This is a genomic window from Geodermatophilus sp. URMC 64 (assembly GCF_053502555.1).
On sequence record NZ_CP199955.1, the window covers coordinates 2,945,049 to 2,962,655 of the forward strand.

The 17,607-nt window shown below is 70.4% G+C and carries 12 protein-coding genes; 4 read left to right on the forward strand and 8 right to left on the reverse strand.

All coding sequences use genetic code 11. The features are described 5' to 3' along the window. Positions 1 to 18: 18 nt before the first annotated feature. The 8 genes from ACWIYF_RS14400 to ACWIYF_RS14435 form a co-directional block, all read right to left on the reverse strand. On the reverse strand, positions 19 to 1,767 hold the full coding sequence (locus tag ACWIYF_RS14400; RefSeq protein ID WP_448623513.1) for a BCCT family transporter: 1,749 nt from the start codon (positions 1,765 to 1,767) through the stop codon (positions 19 to 21). Positions 1,768 to 2,202: 435 nt separating this feature from the next. Continuing rightward, positions 2,203 to 3,255 carry an FUSC family protein gene (locus ACWIYF_RS14405; RefSeq protein WP_448623514.1) on the reverse strand — a complete coding sequence of 351 codons (1,053 nt, stop codon included), beginning with the start codon at positions 3,253 to 3,255 and terminating at the stop codon, positions 2,203 to 2,205. A gap of 1,203 nt (positions 3,256 to 4,458) precedes the next feature. Next, entirely contained in the window at positions 4,459 to 5,427 is a 969-nt protein-coding gene (locus ACWIYF_RS14410) for an NADPH:quinone oxidoreductase family protein (RefSeq protein ID WP_448623515.1), read from the reverse strand. Between the two features lie 109 nt (positions 5,428 to 5,536). Continuing rightward, the gene (locus tag ACWIYF_RS14415) at positions 5,537 to 6,823 is read right to left on the reverse strand and encodes an acyl-CoA dehydrogenase family protein (RefSeq protein WP_448623516.1); all 1,287 of its coding nucleotides are present in this window, start codon (positions 6,821 to 6,823) and stop codon (positions 5,537 to 5,539) included. Then, positions 6,820 to 7,920, reverse strand: a complete 1,101-nt coding sequence (locus tag ACWIYF_RS14420; RefSeq protein WP_448623517.1) for a phosphotransferase family protein — start codon at positions 7,918 to 7,920, stop codon at positions 6,820 to 6,822. The genes ACWIYF_RS14415 and ACWIYF_RS14420 overlap by 4 nt, the downstream gene beginning before the upstream one ends. Positions 7,921 to 7,924: 4 nt before the next feature. Next, positions 7,925 to 9,616 carry a class I adenylate-forming enzyme family protein gene (locus ACWIYF_RS14425; RefSeq protein ID WP_448623518.1) on the reverse strand — a complete coding sequence of 564 codons (1,692 nt, stop codon included), beginning with the start codon at positions 9,614 to 9,616 and terminating at the stop codon, positions 7,925 to 7,927. Positions 9,617 to 9,645: 29 nt separating this feature from the next. Next, the gene (locus tag ACWIYF_RS14430) at positions 9,646 to 11,553 is read right to left on the reverse strand and encodes a flavin-containing monooxygenase (protein WP_448623519.1); all 1,908 of its coding nucleotides are present in this window, start codon (positions 11,551 to 11,553) and stop codon (positions 9,646 to 9,648) included. A gap of 161 nt (positions 11,554 to 11,714) precedes the next feature. Further along, a complete protein-coding gene (locus ACWIYF_RS14435) occupies positions 11,715 to 12,302 on the reverse strand; it encodes a TetR/AcrR family transcriptional regulator (protein WP_448623520.1) in 588 nt (195 codons plus the stop codon). A gap of 385 nt (positions 12,303 to 12,687) precedes the next feature. On the opposite strand from ACWIYF_RS14435, the gene ACWIYF_RS14440 reads away from it, so the two are divergent. The 4 genes from ACWIYF_RS14440 (at position 12,688) to ACWIYF_RS14455 (ending at position 17,565) form a co-directional block, all read left to right on the forward strand. Then, on the forward strand, positions 12,688 to 14,166 hold the full coding sequence (locus tag ACWIYF_RS14440; RefSeq protein ID WP_448623521.1) for an MFS transporter: 1,479 nt from the start codon (positions 12,688 to 12,690) through the stop codon (positions 14,164 to 14,166). A 90-nt stretch (positions 14,167 to 14,256) separates the two neighbouring features. Next, positions 14,257 to 15,339, forward strand: coding sequence for a zinc-binding dehydrogenase (locus tag ACWIYF_RS14445; protein WP_448623522.1), 1,083 nt, complete (start codon positions 14,257 to 14,259; stop codon positions 15,337 to 15,339). A 10-nt stretch (positions 15,340 to 15,349) separates the two neighbouring features. Next, positions 15,350 to 16,291, forward strand: a complete 942-nt coding sequence (locus tag ACWIYF_RS14450) for an alpha/beta hydrolase (protein WP_448623523.1) — start codon at positions 15,350 to 15,352, stop codon at positions 16,289 to 16,291. Between the two features lie 119 nt (positions 16,292 to 16,410). Continuing rightward, a complete protein-coding gene (locus ACWIYF_RS14455) occupies positions 16,411 to 17,565 on the forward strand; it encodes a serine hydrolase domain-containing protein (protein WP_448623524.1) in 1,155 nt (384 codons plus the stop codon). Positions 17,566 to 17,607: the final 42 nt, after the last annotated feature.

Below are 17,607 nucleotides of genomic sequence, written 5' to 3' on the forward strand. Positions count from 1 at the left end.
GCCTCGCCGGCAGTACCGCTACTCGCGCGGGTCCTGCGGACGGCCGACGGCCTCGGTGGCGGGTTGACTCTGCTCAGGGATGGCCGGTCGCTCCGTCGAGACGAAGTTGCCGTTCAGGCCGACCGACTTCTGGCTATCCCCGTCCGGGCTCGCTGCTGTGGCCGCCGGCGAGCCGGGGGTCTTCTCCACGACGAGGACGAAGTCGTCCCCGTGGCGGCTGATCCCGTCGACCACGGCCTGCTCGATCGCCACGGTGGCGTAGTTGCCGCGCAGGACCATGGGATCGCGGCGGAGGTCCTTGACCAGGCTCACCGCCATCGCGGCCATCACCAGCGCGAACGGCAGGGCCACGATGATCGTCAGGTTCTGCAGCCCCGTCAGCGCCGCGCCGTCCTCGCCCAGCAGCAGCATGATCGCTGCGACCGACCCCATCACGACGCCCCAGAAGATGACGACCCAGCGGCTCGGCTCCAGGGTGCCGCGCTGCGACAGCGATCCCATGACGATCGAGGCCGCATCCGCGCCGGACACGAAGAAGATGCCGACGAGCAGCATCACGACCACGGTCGCGGCGGTGGCCCAGGGGTACTGCTCCAGCACCGCGAACAGCTGCCCCTCCGTGGTGCCCTGCCCGGCGACGTCCAGGCCGCCGCGCTGAGCGGCGATGCCCGCACCGCCGAAGACGGCGAACCACAGCAGGCTGACCAGGCTGGGCACCAGAAGCACGCCGGTGACGAACTGACGGATGGTCCGGCCGCGGCTGATGCGCGCGATGAACAGCCCGACGAACGGCGTCCAGCTGATCCACCAGGCCCAGTAGAAGACCGTCCAGCCGCGCAGCCAGGTGGCCATCGCGTCACCGCCGGTGGCCTCCGTGCGCGCCGCCATCTCGCCGAGGTCGGAGAAGTAGCTGCCGACCGCGTCGGGGATGAGGTTCAGGATGAAGATCGTCGGGCCGAGGACGAAGACGAACAGCGCGAGCACCAGCGCCAGGACCATGTTGATGTTGGACAGCCACTGGATGCCCTTGGCGACGCCGGAGACGGCCGAGGCGACGAAGGCGGCGGTCAGCACCGCGATGATCCCGACCAGCACGGCGTTGCCGACGTCGCCGGCCCAGCCGAGGATCTCCACCCCGCTGCCGATCTGCAGGGCGCCCAGGCCGAGGGAGGCGGCCGACCCGAACAGCGTGGCGAAGATGGCGAGGACGTCGATGACCCGGCCGGTGGGGCCGGTGGCCCGCCGCTCGCCGAGCAGCGGGATGAAGGCGGAGCTGATCAGCTGACGGCGACCGCGCCGGAAGGTGCCGTAGGCGATGGCCAACCCGACCACGGCGTACAGCGCCCACGGGTGCAGGGTCCAGTGGAACAGCGTGGTGGCCATCGCCGTCTGGATCGCCTCGGCCGACTCGGGCTGGTTCGTCAGCGGCGGTGGGGAGACGTAGTGCGAGAGCGGTTCGGCCACGCCGAAGAACATCAGCCCGATGCCCATACCTGCGCTGAACATCATCGCGACCCACGAGACCGTGCGGAACTCCGGCCGCTCGTCGTCGCGCCCCAGCGGAATCCGCCCGTACTTGCTGGCCGCGAGCCAGATCACGTAGACCACGAATGCGGAGGCGAGCAGCACGAACAGCCAGCCGAGGTTGCCGGTGATCCAGCCGAGCACGGAACTGCTCGCGGTGCCCAGGCCGGTGGGGCTGGCGAAGCCCCAGGCGACGAAGCCCAGTGCCATGGCCGCGGCGACGGCGAACAGGACCCTGTCCACGTCCCAGTGCCGGTCGGCCACACAGGGCGGTGGCTTGGCTATCGCCGGGTGGGTCCCCGTCCCGGACTCGTCGACGTCCCGGACGGTGGGGTCCTCGTCCCTCTCCCGATGGGCGGCCGTGACGGGTGCCGGGTTCTCGCCGGCGTCCTGCGGTCGGCCGTTCAGCGGGCTGGGGAAAGAGGCTTGCTCTCGACGCGGTCGCTCCATGGCAGTCCCCTATCGTGTTGCGTCATGTGAGACTCGCTTCGGAAGAGGGAACCAGAGGCGTGGCCGTGGGGCAAGGGTCTGAGGTGATTTTCAGCACAGCCACCCCCGAGGGACACTGACCGTGCGGGCCTCGTGACAGGTCCTCGACAGTGATCTCTCCGGTACCCATTCCGGTGTCGGCCCAGGCATCCGCTGCACGCCGCCGCTGTCCCTCCGGATCAGCGCAGGTCAGTCGGGTCGGTACGCCTCGAGAGCCATCAGGCCGCGCTGCACTCCGACCACCACCGCGCTCAACGGCAGCAGGGACCGGTCGCCCGGCAGAGCGCTCAGCCGCTCGACCATCCGGTCCACTGCCTCGTTGGCGGTGTCGATCTGCTGCGTCCGGGGGTCGGGCGCCGTCCCGTCGTCGGAGTGGTAGGGGTTGCGCACCACGCCGGCGAGCGCGGTCAGGGCCGCGCCGAGCAGCTGGGCGGTGCCGACGTCGGTCCGGCTCCCCCGCCGGTGCGGCTGCAGTTCGGAGACGAGCGCGGTGAGATCGTCGATGAGGACGGCGACGCGGTCGAGTGCCCGTGACTCCGCGCGGATGCGCGCGGCGGTCCCCTGCCAGCTACCGGCCCGCGGATTGGCCTGCCGGGCCCGCTCGACGAGCGCCTCGGCCCGGCGCATCCGGTCCAGCTGCGGGCCAAGCGCCGCCATCCAGCCTCGCTCCTCGGCCGGCGAGGGGACCCGATCGCAGGCCAGCCGGGCGGCCATCTGCTCCAGGTGCCGGGCGAGCATCTCCCGGGTACAGGCGATCTGCTCCACCGCCTGGGTCAGCTGCAGCGGGGGGAACAGGACGGTGGTGACGAGGACGCCGACCGCCGCGCCGAGCAGGGTGAGACCGGCATAGCGCAGCACGTAGGCGCCGGGGTCGTCGGCGCCGACGGTGAGCATGAGCACGGCGGCGAAACTCACCCAGCCGGCCTGCGGGCCGAGCACGCCCCACTTCTCCACCCCGATCGCGAGCGCCACGAGCAGGGCGATGGTGAGCGCACCGGGCAGGGACGAGGTCGCCTCGTAGACCAGGACGGCGAGGCCGAAGCCGAGCATGATCGCGAGCACGGTCCGCCAGGCCGCGCCGGCCGAGTCGGCAACAGTGGGGTGGACCGCGATCACCGCGCCCAGGGGTGCGTAGTAGGCGTAGTCCGCCAGAAGCGGTGGCAGCAGGACGGCGACCTGCCAGGCCAACCCGGCAGCGATCGAGGCCCGGACGCCGCGCTGGATCGCGGGCCGGCGCAGCAACGCCCACGCGCGTCCGCGTGAGGCTTGCGGGGCGCGGGGGCCCGGTGCGGTGTGCCGGGTGGGTCGCAGCCTGTCCCACGCCGTCCGGTACGTCATCGCGACCTCACAGCCTGGCTCAGCCCCTGCTGGGGTGCGGCAGCACCCCTGCACGACTCGGGGCGTCCGGTCGGTCCGGACGGCCCAAGGACCACGTGCTCTGTTCCCTCGTGCTGGTCGGACACTCGCTGGCATCCGCCGGAGCTGACGACCTCTGTCCCGGAGTCACCGGGGCAGTTCGGGCGTCCGTCGGGGAGGTCGCGGTGGCTGTCGGCGCGCTCCTCCGGCGGGGTGCCCCGCCATGCCGACACGGGTCCCGCCTTCGGGTGCCGGCTCTCTCCACCCGCGTATGCGTCGACGTGCGGAGCCTGCCCGGGGAGTCGGCGAAGACGACCACGGCGCAGCGAGGATCCACTCGCGCCGCGATGCCGCGGCGATACATCCCCCGCCCCGAAGCATTGGACGGACCTGGCGACCACCCCAGGGGCGATGGTCGCCCTCCGTGACCCGACCGCCCGTCCCCCGGATCGTCGACGCCCACGTCCGACGCCCGAACCGACAGGTCGTGCACGCACTCAGGGTGACCTGATGGTGGTCGAAATGGTGGTCGAACCGCCTCAGGAAGCGGTCAGGGGCTGTTCCGGATCTCTCCGGACACGGCCCCGGACCTGCGGTTTCCCGCTGTCGGGCTGACAGGATTTGAACCTGCGACCCCTTGACCCCCAGACAACTTCTTCGCGTCCACGGAAGTTCGCCTGCGTGCCATAAAGGCAGGTGGCGAGGGGGGTGGCCTCCGCCGAAGTACGCGGCCGTCCGTAAGAGTCCAAGTCGCGTTGCGGTTCCGGTTGCGGTTCCGGGGTTGGGCCGCGATGGTCAGTACGCGGAAGGGTCAGACGCGCGGAGTCGGGGTCTGCGGCTGCTCGGCTGCGGCGTGGCCCGGCGGCGCTGCTGGCGAGGGAAGGTCAGCGCCTGATCACTCGATGAGCCGGGCTCGTGTTCGACCTCCGCGGTCCTCGACGCTGCCATCGCAGCAGCGAAGACCCGACGCCGACCACAACCCGCGCCCCCGCACATCCCCGCCGTCCTCAACGCTGCCATCGCAGCAGGGAGGGTCACCGGTGACCATGACGGCCCCCGGGCGTCCACCTCCGCGTCCTCGACGCTTGATCAGAGGACCACGACGCCTTTCCCGGGGATCTCGCCGCGCTCCAGATGCCCGAGCGCGTCCGGGAGTTGCTCGAACGCAAATCTGGCGCCGATCTGGGGCCGCACGGCGCCCTCGGCCACCATGCGATCCAGCGACCGCGCCTCCTCGCTCATGAGGTCGGGATCGAGCTCGAGGAACGCCCCGAACGCCACACCCAGGACCGAGGCGTTGCGCAGCAGCAGCCGGTTGAGCTTGACCTGGGGGATCTGCCCCGCGGCGAAGCCGATCACGAGGATGCGGCCCTCCGGAGCCAGGGCACGCAGCGCCTCGTCGAAGAGCCAATCACCCAGGGGGTCCAGCACCGCGTCGACTCCGCGTCCGTGGGTCAGCTCCCGGAGGCGCGTGGAGAAGCCCTCCTCGAGGACGACGACCTCTGAGGCGCCCGCGGCGCGTGCGGTTGCGACCTGCCCCTCGTCGGCGACGCCGGCAACCACCCGGGCGCCCAGCCCGAGCGCGACCTGGAGCGCGGCGGTACCGATGCCGCCGCCCGCACCCATCACCAGCACGGTCTCCCCCGGCCGGACCCTTCCCCGTCGGGCCAGCGCGAAGTGCACGGTGTGGTAGTTCACGACCATCGCCGCGGCCGCGGCCCAGTCGACCGCGTCCGGCACGCGGACCAGCGAGTTCAGCGGCGCGACCGCCTGCTCGGCGAAGGCCCCGTGCCAGACGAAGGCGGCGACCCGGTCCCCTGGCGCCCAAGGGGACCCCTGTGGAGCGCGCGCCACTTCGCCTGCCACCTCGCAGCCCGGTACGACCGGCAGGTCGGGGCGGTACTGGTACTGCCCCTTGGTCATGAGCAGGTCGGGGAAGTTCACGCCGATGGCCCGGACGTCGATGAGGACCTCGTCGGGACGGGGCTCGGGGGCCGGCCGATCTGCTAGCCGCAAGCCGGTGGGCCCCAGGTAGTCCATCAGCTCGAATGCGCGCACGTCTTCCCCCTTAGTGGTCCAGGCCTCGTCGGCCGGATGGGATGGATCGCCCCGCCACGGCGGGACGGAGTCGACAGCGGTCAGTCGAAAAGCCTCGATGTCCGTCCGCTCAGGCGACGGTCCTGCGCAGCTCGGTCTTGGCGATCGTGCGCAGGTGCACCTCGTCCGGGCCGTCGAAGATTCGCATGGCACGGTGCCAGCCGTACATCGCCGCCAGCGGGACGTCGTCGCTGACCCCGGCCCCGCCGTGGACCTGGATCGCCCGGTCGATCACCTCGAGGGCCACCCGTGGCACGGCGACCTTCGCCGCCGACACGTACGGGGCGGCGGCCCTGTTGCCGTGCACGTCGATGGTCTTCGCCGCCAGCTGGCACAGCAGCCGGGCCTGGTCGATCGCGATCCGAGACTCGGCGATCTGCTGCTGGACGACGCCCTGCTCGGCCAGCGGCTTGCCGAAGACGACCCGCGACTGCGCCCGAGCGGTCACCAGCCCCAGTGCCCGCTCGGCCGCGCCGAGGGCGCGCATGCAGTGGTGGATCCGCCCCGGCCCGAGCCGCGCCTGGGCGAGGGCGAAGCCCGCGCCCTCCCCCCCGAGCACGCTCGACACCGGGACCCGGACGTTGTCGTAGACCACCTCGCAGTGGCCGTGCTGGTCGTAGCGGCCGAAGACCGGCACGTCCCGGGCCATCGTGACGCCGGGCGTGTCGACCGGTACCAGCACCATCGACTGCTGGCGGTGGAGCTCGGCCTCGACGTCGGTCTTGCCCATGACGATGAGCAGCTTGCAGCGCGGGTCGGCGGCGCCGCTGGTCCACCACTTGCGCCCGTTGATGACGTAGTGGTCGCCGTCCCGCTCGATCCGGGTCTCGATGTTGGTGGCGTCCGAGCCGGCCACGGCGATCTCGGTCATGGAAAAGGCGGATCGGATCGCACCGTCCAGCAGCGGGTGCAGCCACTGCTTCTTCTGTTTCTCGGTGCCGAACAGGTGCAGCAACTCCATGTTGCCGGTGTCCGGCGCCTGCCCATTCGTGGCCTCGGGGGCCAGGTGAAGGCTCCATCCGGTGATCTCCGCCAGACCCGCGTAGTCCAGCTGGCCGATCCCGGACTCCGCGGGGAGGAAGAGGTTCCACAGGCCGCGGGCCCGGGCCGCGCGCTTGAGCTCCTCGACGACCGGCGGCACCGTGCTGTCCTTCGGACCGACCCGGTCCCGGTGCTCCTCGTAGGCGCGCTCGGCCGGGAACACGTCGCTGTGCATGAAGTCGACGAGCCGCTGCCGGAGCTCCATCGCCCGCGGCGACGGGCGCAGGTCCAGCGCGGCGACATCCGGCTTCGCCAGCAGACGCGCAGTGCTGACTCCGGCCATCGTGGGCTCCCCCAGCTGCGGCGCCACGCTCATGCCCGCAGGGCCGGGACGCTCGAGGTGGACGCGACCTCCAGCGCTCGCCCGAGCAGCGGAACCACCATGTCGCCGACGCGCTCGAAGTCCTCCCCGACGGTGTGCCCCTGGAGGTGTCGGGCGTGAATTCCCTCGAGGATCACCGCGATTTTGAGGTCGGCGAAGACCCGGTACCAGTCGAGCTCAGCGACGTCGATGCCCCTCAGGGCGGCGTATCGGGCGACGACCTCGTCGCGGCTGGGGAACCCGGGCAGCGCCGTCGCTCCGGCGGTGATCGGATTGTGGAACTCGCCCTCGTGGTCCCAGAACGAGCAGAGGATGCCGAGGTCGGTGAGCGTGTCCCCGAGCGTCGACATCTCCCAGTCGAGGACGCCGACGATGGCCGCGGGGTCGGCCCTATCGACGATGATGTTGTCGAGCTTGAAGTCACCGTGGACGATGCCGGCCTGGGGCTCCGGGGGCAGGGCCGCGGACAATCGCCGGAGCAGTTCCGCCACCTCATTGCGAGGCGTGGTCGCGGACGCCTCCCACTGCCGGCGCCAACGGTGCAGCTGTCGCTGCAGGTAACCCTCCGGGCGCCCCCAGTCGGCCAGATCCACCTCGGCCGGGTCGATCTCGTGCAGTGCGACGAGGGTGGCGACCATCGATTCCGCCAGCCGCCTACGCTCCTGCTCGGTGAGTCGGACGGTGTCCGACTGCGTCCGCAGGGCCACTCCCTCCAGCTTGTCCATGACGTAGAACGGCGCGCCGATCATGCTCTCGTCGGTGCACAGGCCGAGCACGCGAGGCACCGGCACCGCCGAGCCCCGCAGCGCGTGGAGGACGCGGTACTCGCGACCCATGTCGTGCGCGGTGGGCAGCACGTGCCCGTGGGGCGGACGTCGGAGGACCCACAACCGCTGCCCGTCGGTCACCTCATAGGTGGGGTTCGAGCGCCCGCCCGCGATCAGCCTCATCCGGAGCTCCCCTGCCGGCCCGCCGTCGACGACGCGGTCCAACCAGCGCCGCAGCGCCACGACGTCGACCGCTTCGGGAGGCGGACCGACCTCCCGGACGAACCCGCGCATCACCCGCTCCCGGGTACGGGGCGCCGCCACCACGTCACGCTCCACGCAGCTCACGCCGCAGCAGCTTGCCGCTCGCGTTCTTCGGCAGTTCGTCCCGGATCTCCACCACACGCGGGTACTTGTAGGCCGCCATCCGTTCCTTGCAGAACGTGATCAGCTCCTCAGGCATGACCGCGGCGCCGTCCACCAGGGAGACGAACGCCTGAACCGTCTCCCCGCGGTACTCGTCCGGCACCCCGACGACCGCGGCCTCGCGGACCGCGGGGTGCTGGTAGAGCACGTCCTCCACGTCGCGCGGGAAGATCTTGTACCCGCCGGCGTTGATCATGTCCTTGAGCCGATCGACCACGAACAGCCAGCCGTCCTCGATCGTCTTCCCGATGTCTCCGGTGTGCAGCCATCCGTCGCGGATCGCGTGCGCGGACTCCTCGGGGAGCTGCCAGTACCCCGGCACGACCATGGGCCCGGAGACCACGATCTCGCCAGCGACGCCGGGGGGCACGTCCACGCCGGTGTCGACGTCGACGATGCGCACCCGAGCCCCCGGGACCGGAACGCCCACGGACAGCGCGCCGCTCTCGGGATCCACCGGCGCAGGGGGATCGAGCGGCGCCATGTGGGTCGGCGAGGTGGTTTCGGTCATCCCGTAGACGCCCCGCATGGACCACCCCGTGGCGCTCCTGACCCGGTCGGCCAGGGCCGGACTGACCGGCGCCCCGCCCGACGGCGTCTTCGTCAGCGAGGAAACGTCGTGGTCCGGCAGGCTGGGGTGGTTGGCCAGCGCGATGAAGGCCGTGCTCGCCCCCACCATGAACGTCGCTCGCCACCGGGCGATGGCCCGCAGCGTCTCTCCTGCATCGAAGCGGTGCAGCAGCACGATGGGGACGCCGGCGACGATGTGGGCGCCGAACCCGGCGATGATGCCGGTGATGTGGAAGACCGGCGCCAGCCCCAGCACGACGTCGCGGCCCGGGCGGAGGTCCCACCACGCGGTGTAGACCGTGGAGCTGTGCACCATCGCGCTGTGCAGGTTCATCGCACCCTTGGACCGTCCGGTCGTCCCGGAGGTGTAGGTCAGCACGCCGATGTCCGCGGGTCCGATCCCCACGGCGGCGGGACGGCGCCCGGCGTAGCGGCGCATCAGGTCCTGCCAGTCCAGGGCGTCGTCGTACACCTGGCGGTCCGGGATGTGCGCGGCCACCGAGGGCGGGACGGCGACGTCCGGGGTCATGTCCAGCGGGTGCGTGGTGATGACGGTGCCCACCGACGTCGCGGGGAGCACGTCGATCACCACGTCCCGGTAGAGCTGGTCGAGGCAGACCAGGACCTCGGGGCCTGAGTCCGTCAGGTGGTGCGCGAGCTCCTTCTCACGGAGCATCGGGTTCACGGCCACGACGGCGGCTCCGGCCTTCCAGGCAGCCAGCATCGTGACCAGCCACTGCGGGTCGTTCTGCAGATAGACCGCGACCCGGTCCCCCGGCTCGACGCCGCGGTCCTGCAGGGCGCAGGCGAGGGCGTCGGCCGCGGCGTCGATGTCGGCGAAGCTCAGCGTGGCGTCGAAGTAGTGCACCGCCGGCGCCGTCGGCCGGGCCCGCACGTGCGAGTCCCAGGCCGCCAGCATCGTCGGAAAGGCTCCCGCCAGCTCCGCGGTGACCCCCGGCGGGTACAGCCGGGCCCAGGGGTCGGGAGCGGACGAACCCCGCTCGTCGGGCCCCTCGATCGTCACAGCCGCTCTGGCCAGTGCATCCGTGCCGGTCATCGGCCCAGTCGCAGGTCGTTGAGGCGCGGCTCCCGCAGCCGGGTCCAGTAGTCCTCCATGAGGAGCGGGCTGGCCAGGACGACGTCGCCCCGCCTGTTGCGGTAGTACGTCGTGGCTCGGGTCTCTCGCACCCACACCGAGTCCGCGAGTTTCTCCTCGATCTCCTCCGTCCACCGCTGGAGGGCCTCGGAAGTGGGCTCGATGCTCCGCGCACCGCGCTCGACCAGCGTCTGCAGGCACTCCACCGCGTAGTGCACGACGGCTTCGACGCAGAAGTTGTGCCCCCCGCCGTGCGAGGGATTGGCATTGGGGCCCGAGGTCACGAAGAGGTTCGGGAATGCCGGCACCTGGCAGCCGAGGTAGGCCAGCGGCCTCTCCTGCCACACCTCGTTGAGCTTGACGCCGTCCCTGCCGACGATGGTCCAGGTCGAGAGGAACTCCAGCGCGAAACCAGTCGCGTAGATGATCGCGTCGACCTCGTGCAGGACCCCGTCGCCGTCCACTATGCCGTGCGCCGTCACCTGCGCGAGACCGGAGGTGACGACCTCGGTGGTGTCCTTCTTGAGCGTCTCGTAGTACGTGCCCGGGTCGCGGATGGGCCGCTTGCCCATGAAAGCGAAGTCCGGCTTGAGCTTCGCGAGCAGGTCCGGCCGGTCGGAGAAGGATGCTTCGAGGTGACCCAGTGCCACCTGCAGGCCCATGTCATTGGCGGCGCTGATGGACAGCTCGTGTTCGGAAGCCCAGTCGGCGTCGTAGCGCACCATCCCGTAGTTGATGTCGCCGATGACGAGGAAGGTGTGCAGCCGCGCCCACTGGCGGTAACTGGGCACGTTCATCAAAAGCCAGCGTTCCGCCTCAGGGATCCCCGCCTTGTCGGCACTGGGCACGACCCAGTGGGGCTGGCGTTGGAACAGGGTGAGCGACTTGATGGTCGGCGCGAGTGCGTCGACGATCTGCACGCTGGTGCAGCCGGTGCCGACGACGGCGACCCGCTTGCCGGTGAAGTCGTAGCTCTCGTCCCATTCCGCTGAGTGGAACGAGGCTCCCTGGAAGGTTTCGATGCCGGGCACCTGCGGCAGTTGCGGCCGGCTCAGGTACCCGGCGGCTGTCACGACGGCGTTGGCGGAGGTCTCCACCCGCTGCCCGTCCTTCAGGTAGGTGATCTGCCAGCGGGCGTCGGCCTCGTCCCACACCAACTCGGTCACCTCGGCGCCGAACGTGAACCGGTCGATCACGCCGTACTTGCGCGCCACTCGGTCGAGGTACTCGCGGAACTCGTCGCCCTCGGGGTAGCAGTGCGTCCACTCGGGGTTGACCTCGAACGACAGTGAGTAGTACTTGCTGTGCGTGTCGACGCCGATCCCGGGGTAGCGGTTCTGCCACCACACGCCGCCGACGCCGGGGTTCTTCTCCAGCACCTCGAAGTCGAAGCCGGCATGTTGGGCGGCGACGGCCATCGTCACACCGGCCATTCCGGCTCCGATGATGGTGACCTTGAAGTCTTCCGGAGCCTCCCGCGTCCGCGGCACCGTAGGCGTGAAGCAGGCGAATCCGCCCTGCTCGCGGAGGAAGGGCAGCGACCGCGGGTCGACCGGCAGGCCGGTGAGCGCCTGCGCCAGCGTCCGGAAGGTCTCGTCGTCCAGCGCCGACGGCTCGTGGCCGCGGTACGCCTCCGAGTCGGTGAGGACCTGCACGGCCCAGTCATCGAGCCGGGCCCGGAGCTCAGCTGGCAGCTCGCTCTTGATCGCCATGTTGGCGACGCGGTAGGTGAGGTGCGGCGTGTACTCGGGCACCCGAGAGGTGTCGCCGGTGATCGAGACGATGCTCGCCAGGAGGATCGCCGGGTCGGCCTGCGCGATGGTCGCGCGCAGCTCTCGGACGCGGGTGGGAACGGTTGCGGTCATCGGAGGCGCGGCCCTCTCTGTGCGGTCTGCGTCACACAGAGAGTCTTAGGCAGACTGAAAGTCTTGTCAATAGACTTTCGTTCTAGAACGGCGCGCCTCGCCGGTCCGAGAGCTCGGGCGCAGCTTCCGACGGTTCAGCACCCGCCGGGCAGCCGCGCAGGTCAGGCCGCGCCGAGGAGAGCTCGCAGCGCGTCGGCGACGTAGCCGACGAAGACCTCGAGATCGAGCGACGACCCGTGGAAGAAGTAGTCGGCGAACTGGCCCTCGACGACATTGACGACCATTGCGGCCCGAAGCTCCGCCTCGGCCTCGGGGAAGTGGCGCCAGAGCTCCTTGTTTGCCCGTACGCCGAGGACCAGCCGGCGGTGCCGGTCCGGCGACTCGAGGAAGATCGTCGGAGAAGCGATCGAGGCAGCCTTGTTCCGCGGCGCATCCCGCTGCCATGCGGCGGCGAACTCACGCAGCCAGCCCAGAACCGAGCCCCGGGACCAGTCGGGCAGCAGGCCGAACGCGTCCCAGTAGCGCTGTCCGTCCTGCCACATCCGGTCGACGATCGCGCTCAACAGCGCGTCCTTGCTGTCGAAGTAGGCATACAGCGTGGCGCGACTGGTGCCGGCGGCCCCGATGATGTCGTCGATCGACGTGGCCGCGAAGCCTTTCTCCCCGAACAACCTCCCGGCCGTCTCCAGCAGGTGCTCGCGCGTCTGCAGCTTCTGGCGCTCACGGAGTGACATCGGGGAGGCGGTCATTCCCGAAGTATAGAAACCAGACGGTTCGCGGCAGGTGGCTCACAGCACCGCCACCGGCGTGAGCCGGGTCGAGGGCGGCGCGGACGCCGCCGGTACGACGAGTGCGGCGACAGTGCCGTGTTGGACCTGCGACTTGGACATTCAGCGCCCACCGAGAGCCAACGGCCCAGGTCATCGACCACCCGACACAAATGAAGGCGGGTGTCGGGGAGCAGGCTGCCGCGACCCATTCGGTCTGACTGCCGACCACAAAAGCAGAACGCGAGACTGATTTCTTGACTCGTAGTCGGCCAGCGTGCCACAGTCTCGCCCTGTGACCGGCGTCTCAGGCCGGGTTCTCATCCTTCGCCGTCTTGGCCACCTCCCCGTCCTCGGAGGAACACCGATGTCCATTCACCACGCCGGCGCGCCCGGCGCCCAGCCCGACACGACCGCCTCCGCGGGCCGCGGTCGCTGGATCGCCGCAACAGCCTTCCTCGTGTTGCTCACCGAGCAGACCGCGCTCGGGTTCACCCTGATCGCGCCCGCCCTCGGCCCCTTCGCCGCGAAATACCAGACGACGCAGATCGCCTGGATGATCACGATCTTCATCCTGGTCGCGGCGGTGGCGACCCCTGTCCTCGGCAAGGTGGCGGACCGCATCGGCAAGAAGCGGGTGCTGGTCATGGCCGGGGCGATCGGCTTCGCCGGTTCGGTCGTCTGCGCGCTCGCCCCCTCCTATGAGGTGATGCTGCTCGGGCGTGGCCTGATGGGCGTCAGCGGCGCCTTCATGCCCTTGGCGTACGCGCTCATCCGGGACGTCTTTCCCGAAAGCGCGCGCAACCTCAGCATCGGGATCGTGACCAACGGCGTCGGTGTAGTCACGATCGCCGGCCCGTTCCTCGCCGGATTCCTCATCGACAACGTCTCACTGGAGTCGGTGTTCTGGTTCGTCGCGGTCATCTCGCTGGTCGGTGCCGTCGGCACCGCGCTCGTGGTGCCGGAGTCCCCGTACCGCAACGCCGCCCCGATCGACGTCCCCGGCTTCCTCGGCCTCGCCGTCGGCCTGCTGGCCCTGATGTACGGAATCTCGAACCTCGCCACATGGACACTCTCCGACAGCCGGACACTGCTCTTCGTCGGCGGCGGCCTGGCGATCCTCGTCGCGTGGTGGGGGTGGGAGCGGCGCGCCGCCCATCCGTTCGTCGACACCCGGTTGCTCGCCAGCCGGCCGGTGGCGACCGTCGTGTTCGCCTACTCGTTCATCACCGCCGCGATGACCATCGCCAGCAGCTACCTGCCCACCATGCTGCAGACCCCGCGGGCGCTCGGCGGCGACTACGGCTTCGGGCTCGATGCCACCGGCGTGGCCCAGTACCTCATTCCCGCGGGCATCCTCACCGTGCTGGCCGGCGTGATCGTGGGCCTCGCGGCCAAGAGGTACGGCTTCCGAGTGTTCCTCACCCTCGGCGCGATCTTCGTCGTCGCCGGCTCGCTGACCCTCGCCCTCCTGCACACCGAACCGTGGATGCCGATGCTGGGCTATGGCCTGATCGGCCTCGGGTCGATGGTGTACGCCGCGGGCGCGGGCCTGCTCATGCTGCTCGCCCCCCCGGCCTCGCGTGGCATCGCAGCCGGCATGCTCAGCGCCATCGCGGGGGCCGTCGGCAGTGCCCTCGCCCAGGTCTCCGGCCTGGTGCTGAACCAGAACGTCGGCCAACTGGTCCAGGGCTTCCCCGTCTACACCTCCTCGGGCTGGACGAACGTGTTCCTGATCGGCGCCTGCGTCGCAGGAGCAGGCCTGCTGGTCTCGGTGCTCGTCCCCCGCCGACCCCGTGAGGTCGAGACCCCGGACTCCGAAGACGCACTGGTCGTCACCGCCTGACCCGAAGCCGTCCGTGGGTGGGCCGGCCACCACCGGCGCCCGCCCACCCACGGACCGCTCCCACCAGCAGAGCAGACCTCAGGAGAAACCATGAACGGCGTCATCGTCCAGGACGGCAAACTCACTCTCGCGGACGACCTCGAGGTCCGCTCCCCCGGGCCGCGCGAGGTCAGCATCCGGGTCCTCGCCTCGGGCCTCTGCCGCAGCGACCTGCTGCTGATGGAGTTCCCGATGCCCGATCCCGCCGTGATGGGACACGAAGCCGCCGGGGTCGTCCAGGCCGTGGGCTGCGAGGTCACCACCGTCGCCGTGGGGCAGCAGGTTGCGGTCACCTGCCAGCGCCCGTGCCTGCGCTGCCCGGACTGCGCCCGCGGTCGCTACTCGGCATGCCCGACCTCGATGGACGACCCGATCCCCCCGTTCACCTGGCGGGGGGAGCCCGTCCGCTCGATCGCCCGATCCTCGTCGCTGGCCACCGAGATCGTCGTCGACGAGATGCAGGTCCACCCGATCAGCTCCGTCGGACCCGCCGCCGCGGCGCTGGTCGGCTGCGCGGTCAGCACCGGCTACGGGACCGTGCGCAACGTGGCGAAGGTGGCCGCCGGCGAGTCGGTGGCCGTCATCGGCGTCGGTGGGATCGGGATCAACAGCGTGCAGACCGCCCGGCTGCTCGGGGCGCGGCGCGTGATCGCGGTCGACGTCAACCCGGCCAAGGCGGACCTGGCACACCGATTCGGCGCGGACGTCTTCGTCCACGTCGAGCCCGGGATGCCCGCCGAGCAGATGGCCGCACGGGTGCGAGAGCAGGCCGGCGCCCCGGTCGACGCCGTCATCGAGTGCACGGGCCACGCCCCGGTCCTGGCCGCGTCCCTCGCGATCCTCGACCGGGGCGGGCGATTGGCGCTGGTCGGCATCCCGACCAGGACGCCGACCGCCGAGTTCGACGTCATGGATGTCATGAGCCGGCACCTCACAATCGCCGGCGCACTCAACGGCGCCTGCGACCCGTTCGTCGACATGCAGAACATCGTCCAGCTGGTCGAGCAGGGACGCCTCGACCTGGACAGCCAGGTGTCGCACCGGTTCCCGCTCAACGAGGTCGAGGACGCCATCGACGCCCTCCGCGGCGGTGACGTGCTCCGGGTCGTCGTCGACATGACCGGCGAGGCCTGACGACATGGCAATGACCTACGACCCGGAGATCGCGGCCGCGCTCATGGCTCAGGCCGCGGCTGCCGCCACGATCGCGCTCCCTGCGCGAGACGACGTCGACGGCCTGCGACGGTTGACCGATCTGGCCCTGGCGCAATCCTCCGACGAACTACCGGACGCCCCCGACGTCGTCATGACCCCAGACACCGTCGAGGCGGACGACGGCACCGACGTCCCGGTGCGCTGGTACACGCACACGGACCCCCTCCCCGGCCCGGCGGTGGTGTACGTGCACGGCGGCGGGATGATCTGCGGCAGCCTGGACAACTACGACCGGCGGGTGCGGCACTACGCCCAACTCACGCGAGTTCCCTTCCTCGCAGTCGGCTACCGGTTGGCGCCCGAATTCCCAGGAGAGATCCCCGCCCGCGACGCCTACGCCGCGGTCCGCTCGCTCACCAAGGGCGCGCCCCGGTGGGGCGTCGACCCCGACCGCATCGCGTTGATGGGCGACAGCGGCGGCGGAGGGGTGGCGGCCGGCGCCGCCATCCTGGCTCGCGACGAAGGCGTCCAGGTCGCTCGGCAGATCCTGATCTATCCCATGCTCGACGACCGCAACACGGAGCCCGATCCCCTCCTGGCGGCCGGGGCCACCTGGACCTACGACCACAACTATACCGGCTGGCATGCCATGCTGGGCGACGATCTCGGCGAGCCATCCGTGTCACCGATCGCCGCACCCGCCCGCCTGACCGACTTCTGCGGGCTCGCTCCCGCCTACATCGAGGTGGGCGAGCTCGACATCTTCCGGGACGAGTGCCTCGCCTACGCGCAGCGACTGCTCGCCGCGAGTGTCTCCTGCGAACTCCACGTCCACCCGGGCACACCCCACGCTCCGGACCTGCTCGCTCCGGACGCGGCGGTGAGCCGCCGGGCGGTCGCCGATCGGCTCAGGGTCATCGCGTCCCTCTGAGCAGACCCGCGCAAACCTCCGTGCTGCACGACCGGATCAGTCAGCCGGCAGCCGCACTCCCCTCTCCCACCCCCCTCCCCCACCACCCCACGAGTACGCCGCGCAGAGGAGACGAAACGATGCCGGAAAACCAGCAACTCACCCATCCCCTCGTCGAAGCCGCCCTGGACGAGGCACTGGAGACGACGGAAGTCGGCATCCAGGTCGCCGCGTATGTGCACGGTGAGCTCATCGTCGACGCCTTCGGCGGGGTGGCCGACCCCGAGACCGGGCGAGCCGTCGACTCCGACACCCTGTTCTTCCCGTTCTCGGTGACCAAGTCGGTCACGTCCACGACCCTGCACCTGCAGGCCGAGCGTGGCCTCGTCGACTACGACGCCCCTATCACGACGTACTGGCCGGAGTGGGGTCGCAACGGCAAGGAACACATCACCGTCCGCAACGTGCTCACCCACCAGTCGGGAGTGCCGTGGATGCCGGAAGGCGTCACCCCGGAGCTCAAGGCCGACTGGGACTGGATGATCCGCGGCTTCGAGCAGATGACCCCGGACTACCCGGTCGGCACGAACTGCTACCACGCACTGGGGTGGGGCTGGATCATCGCGGAGATCGTGCAGCGCACCGACCCCGAGGGTCGCCCGTTCGCTCAGTTCGCGAGGGAGGAGCTACTCGACCCCATCGGCGCGACCGACCTGTTCTTCGGTCTGCCGGAGTCCGAGGACCACCGGCTGGCCACGCTCGTCGGCGGCGAGATCCCCGAGTCCACGCCCTACCCGATGTTCTTCCGAGGCATGCCGCACGAGGTGCACCCCTCCGCGGCGATCTTCAACCAGGAGATCACCCGTCGCACAGTCGATCCCGGTGCGGGGTCGATCACCAACGCCCGTTCCATGGCCGCCCACTTCGGGCTGCTGGCGAACAAGGGCGCGCTCAATGGCGTGCGCCTACTCTCCCCCGAGCGGGTCGAGGCGTTCCTGACCCCCCGCGACAATCCGGACGAGATCGATCGCTACCTCGGCATGAAGGTCCCGGTCTCCGCCTTCGGCTACTACCTCAGCGATGACACGCCCGGGATGATCCCGATCATCACCCCCCACCACCCGATCCTGTGGATGCCCGGGGCAGGCGCATCGGTGGGCTGGGCCGAGCTCAACACCGGGCTGGGCGTGGCCATCACCCACAACCACATGCAGATGACTCCCCCGCCCTCGTACATCACGATCGCGGAAGCCGTGCGCCAGGTCGCTGCCGAAAAGCAGTTGGTTACGGCATAGATCCATCGCTATCCCGACCAGGTCTGCCATGACGTCGCGGCC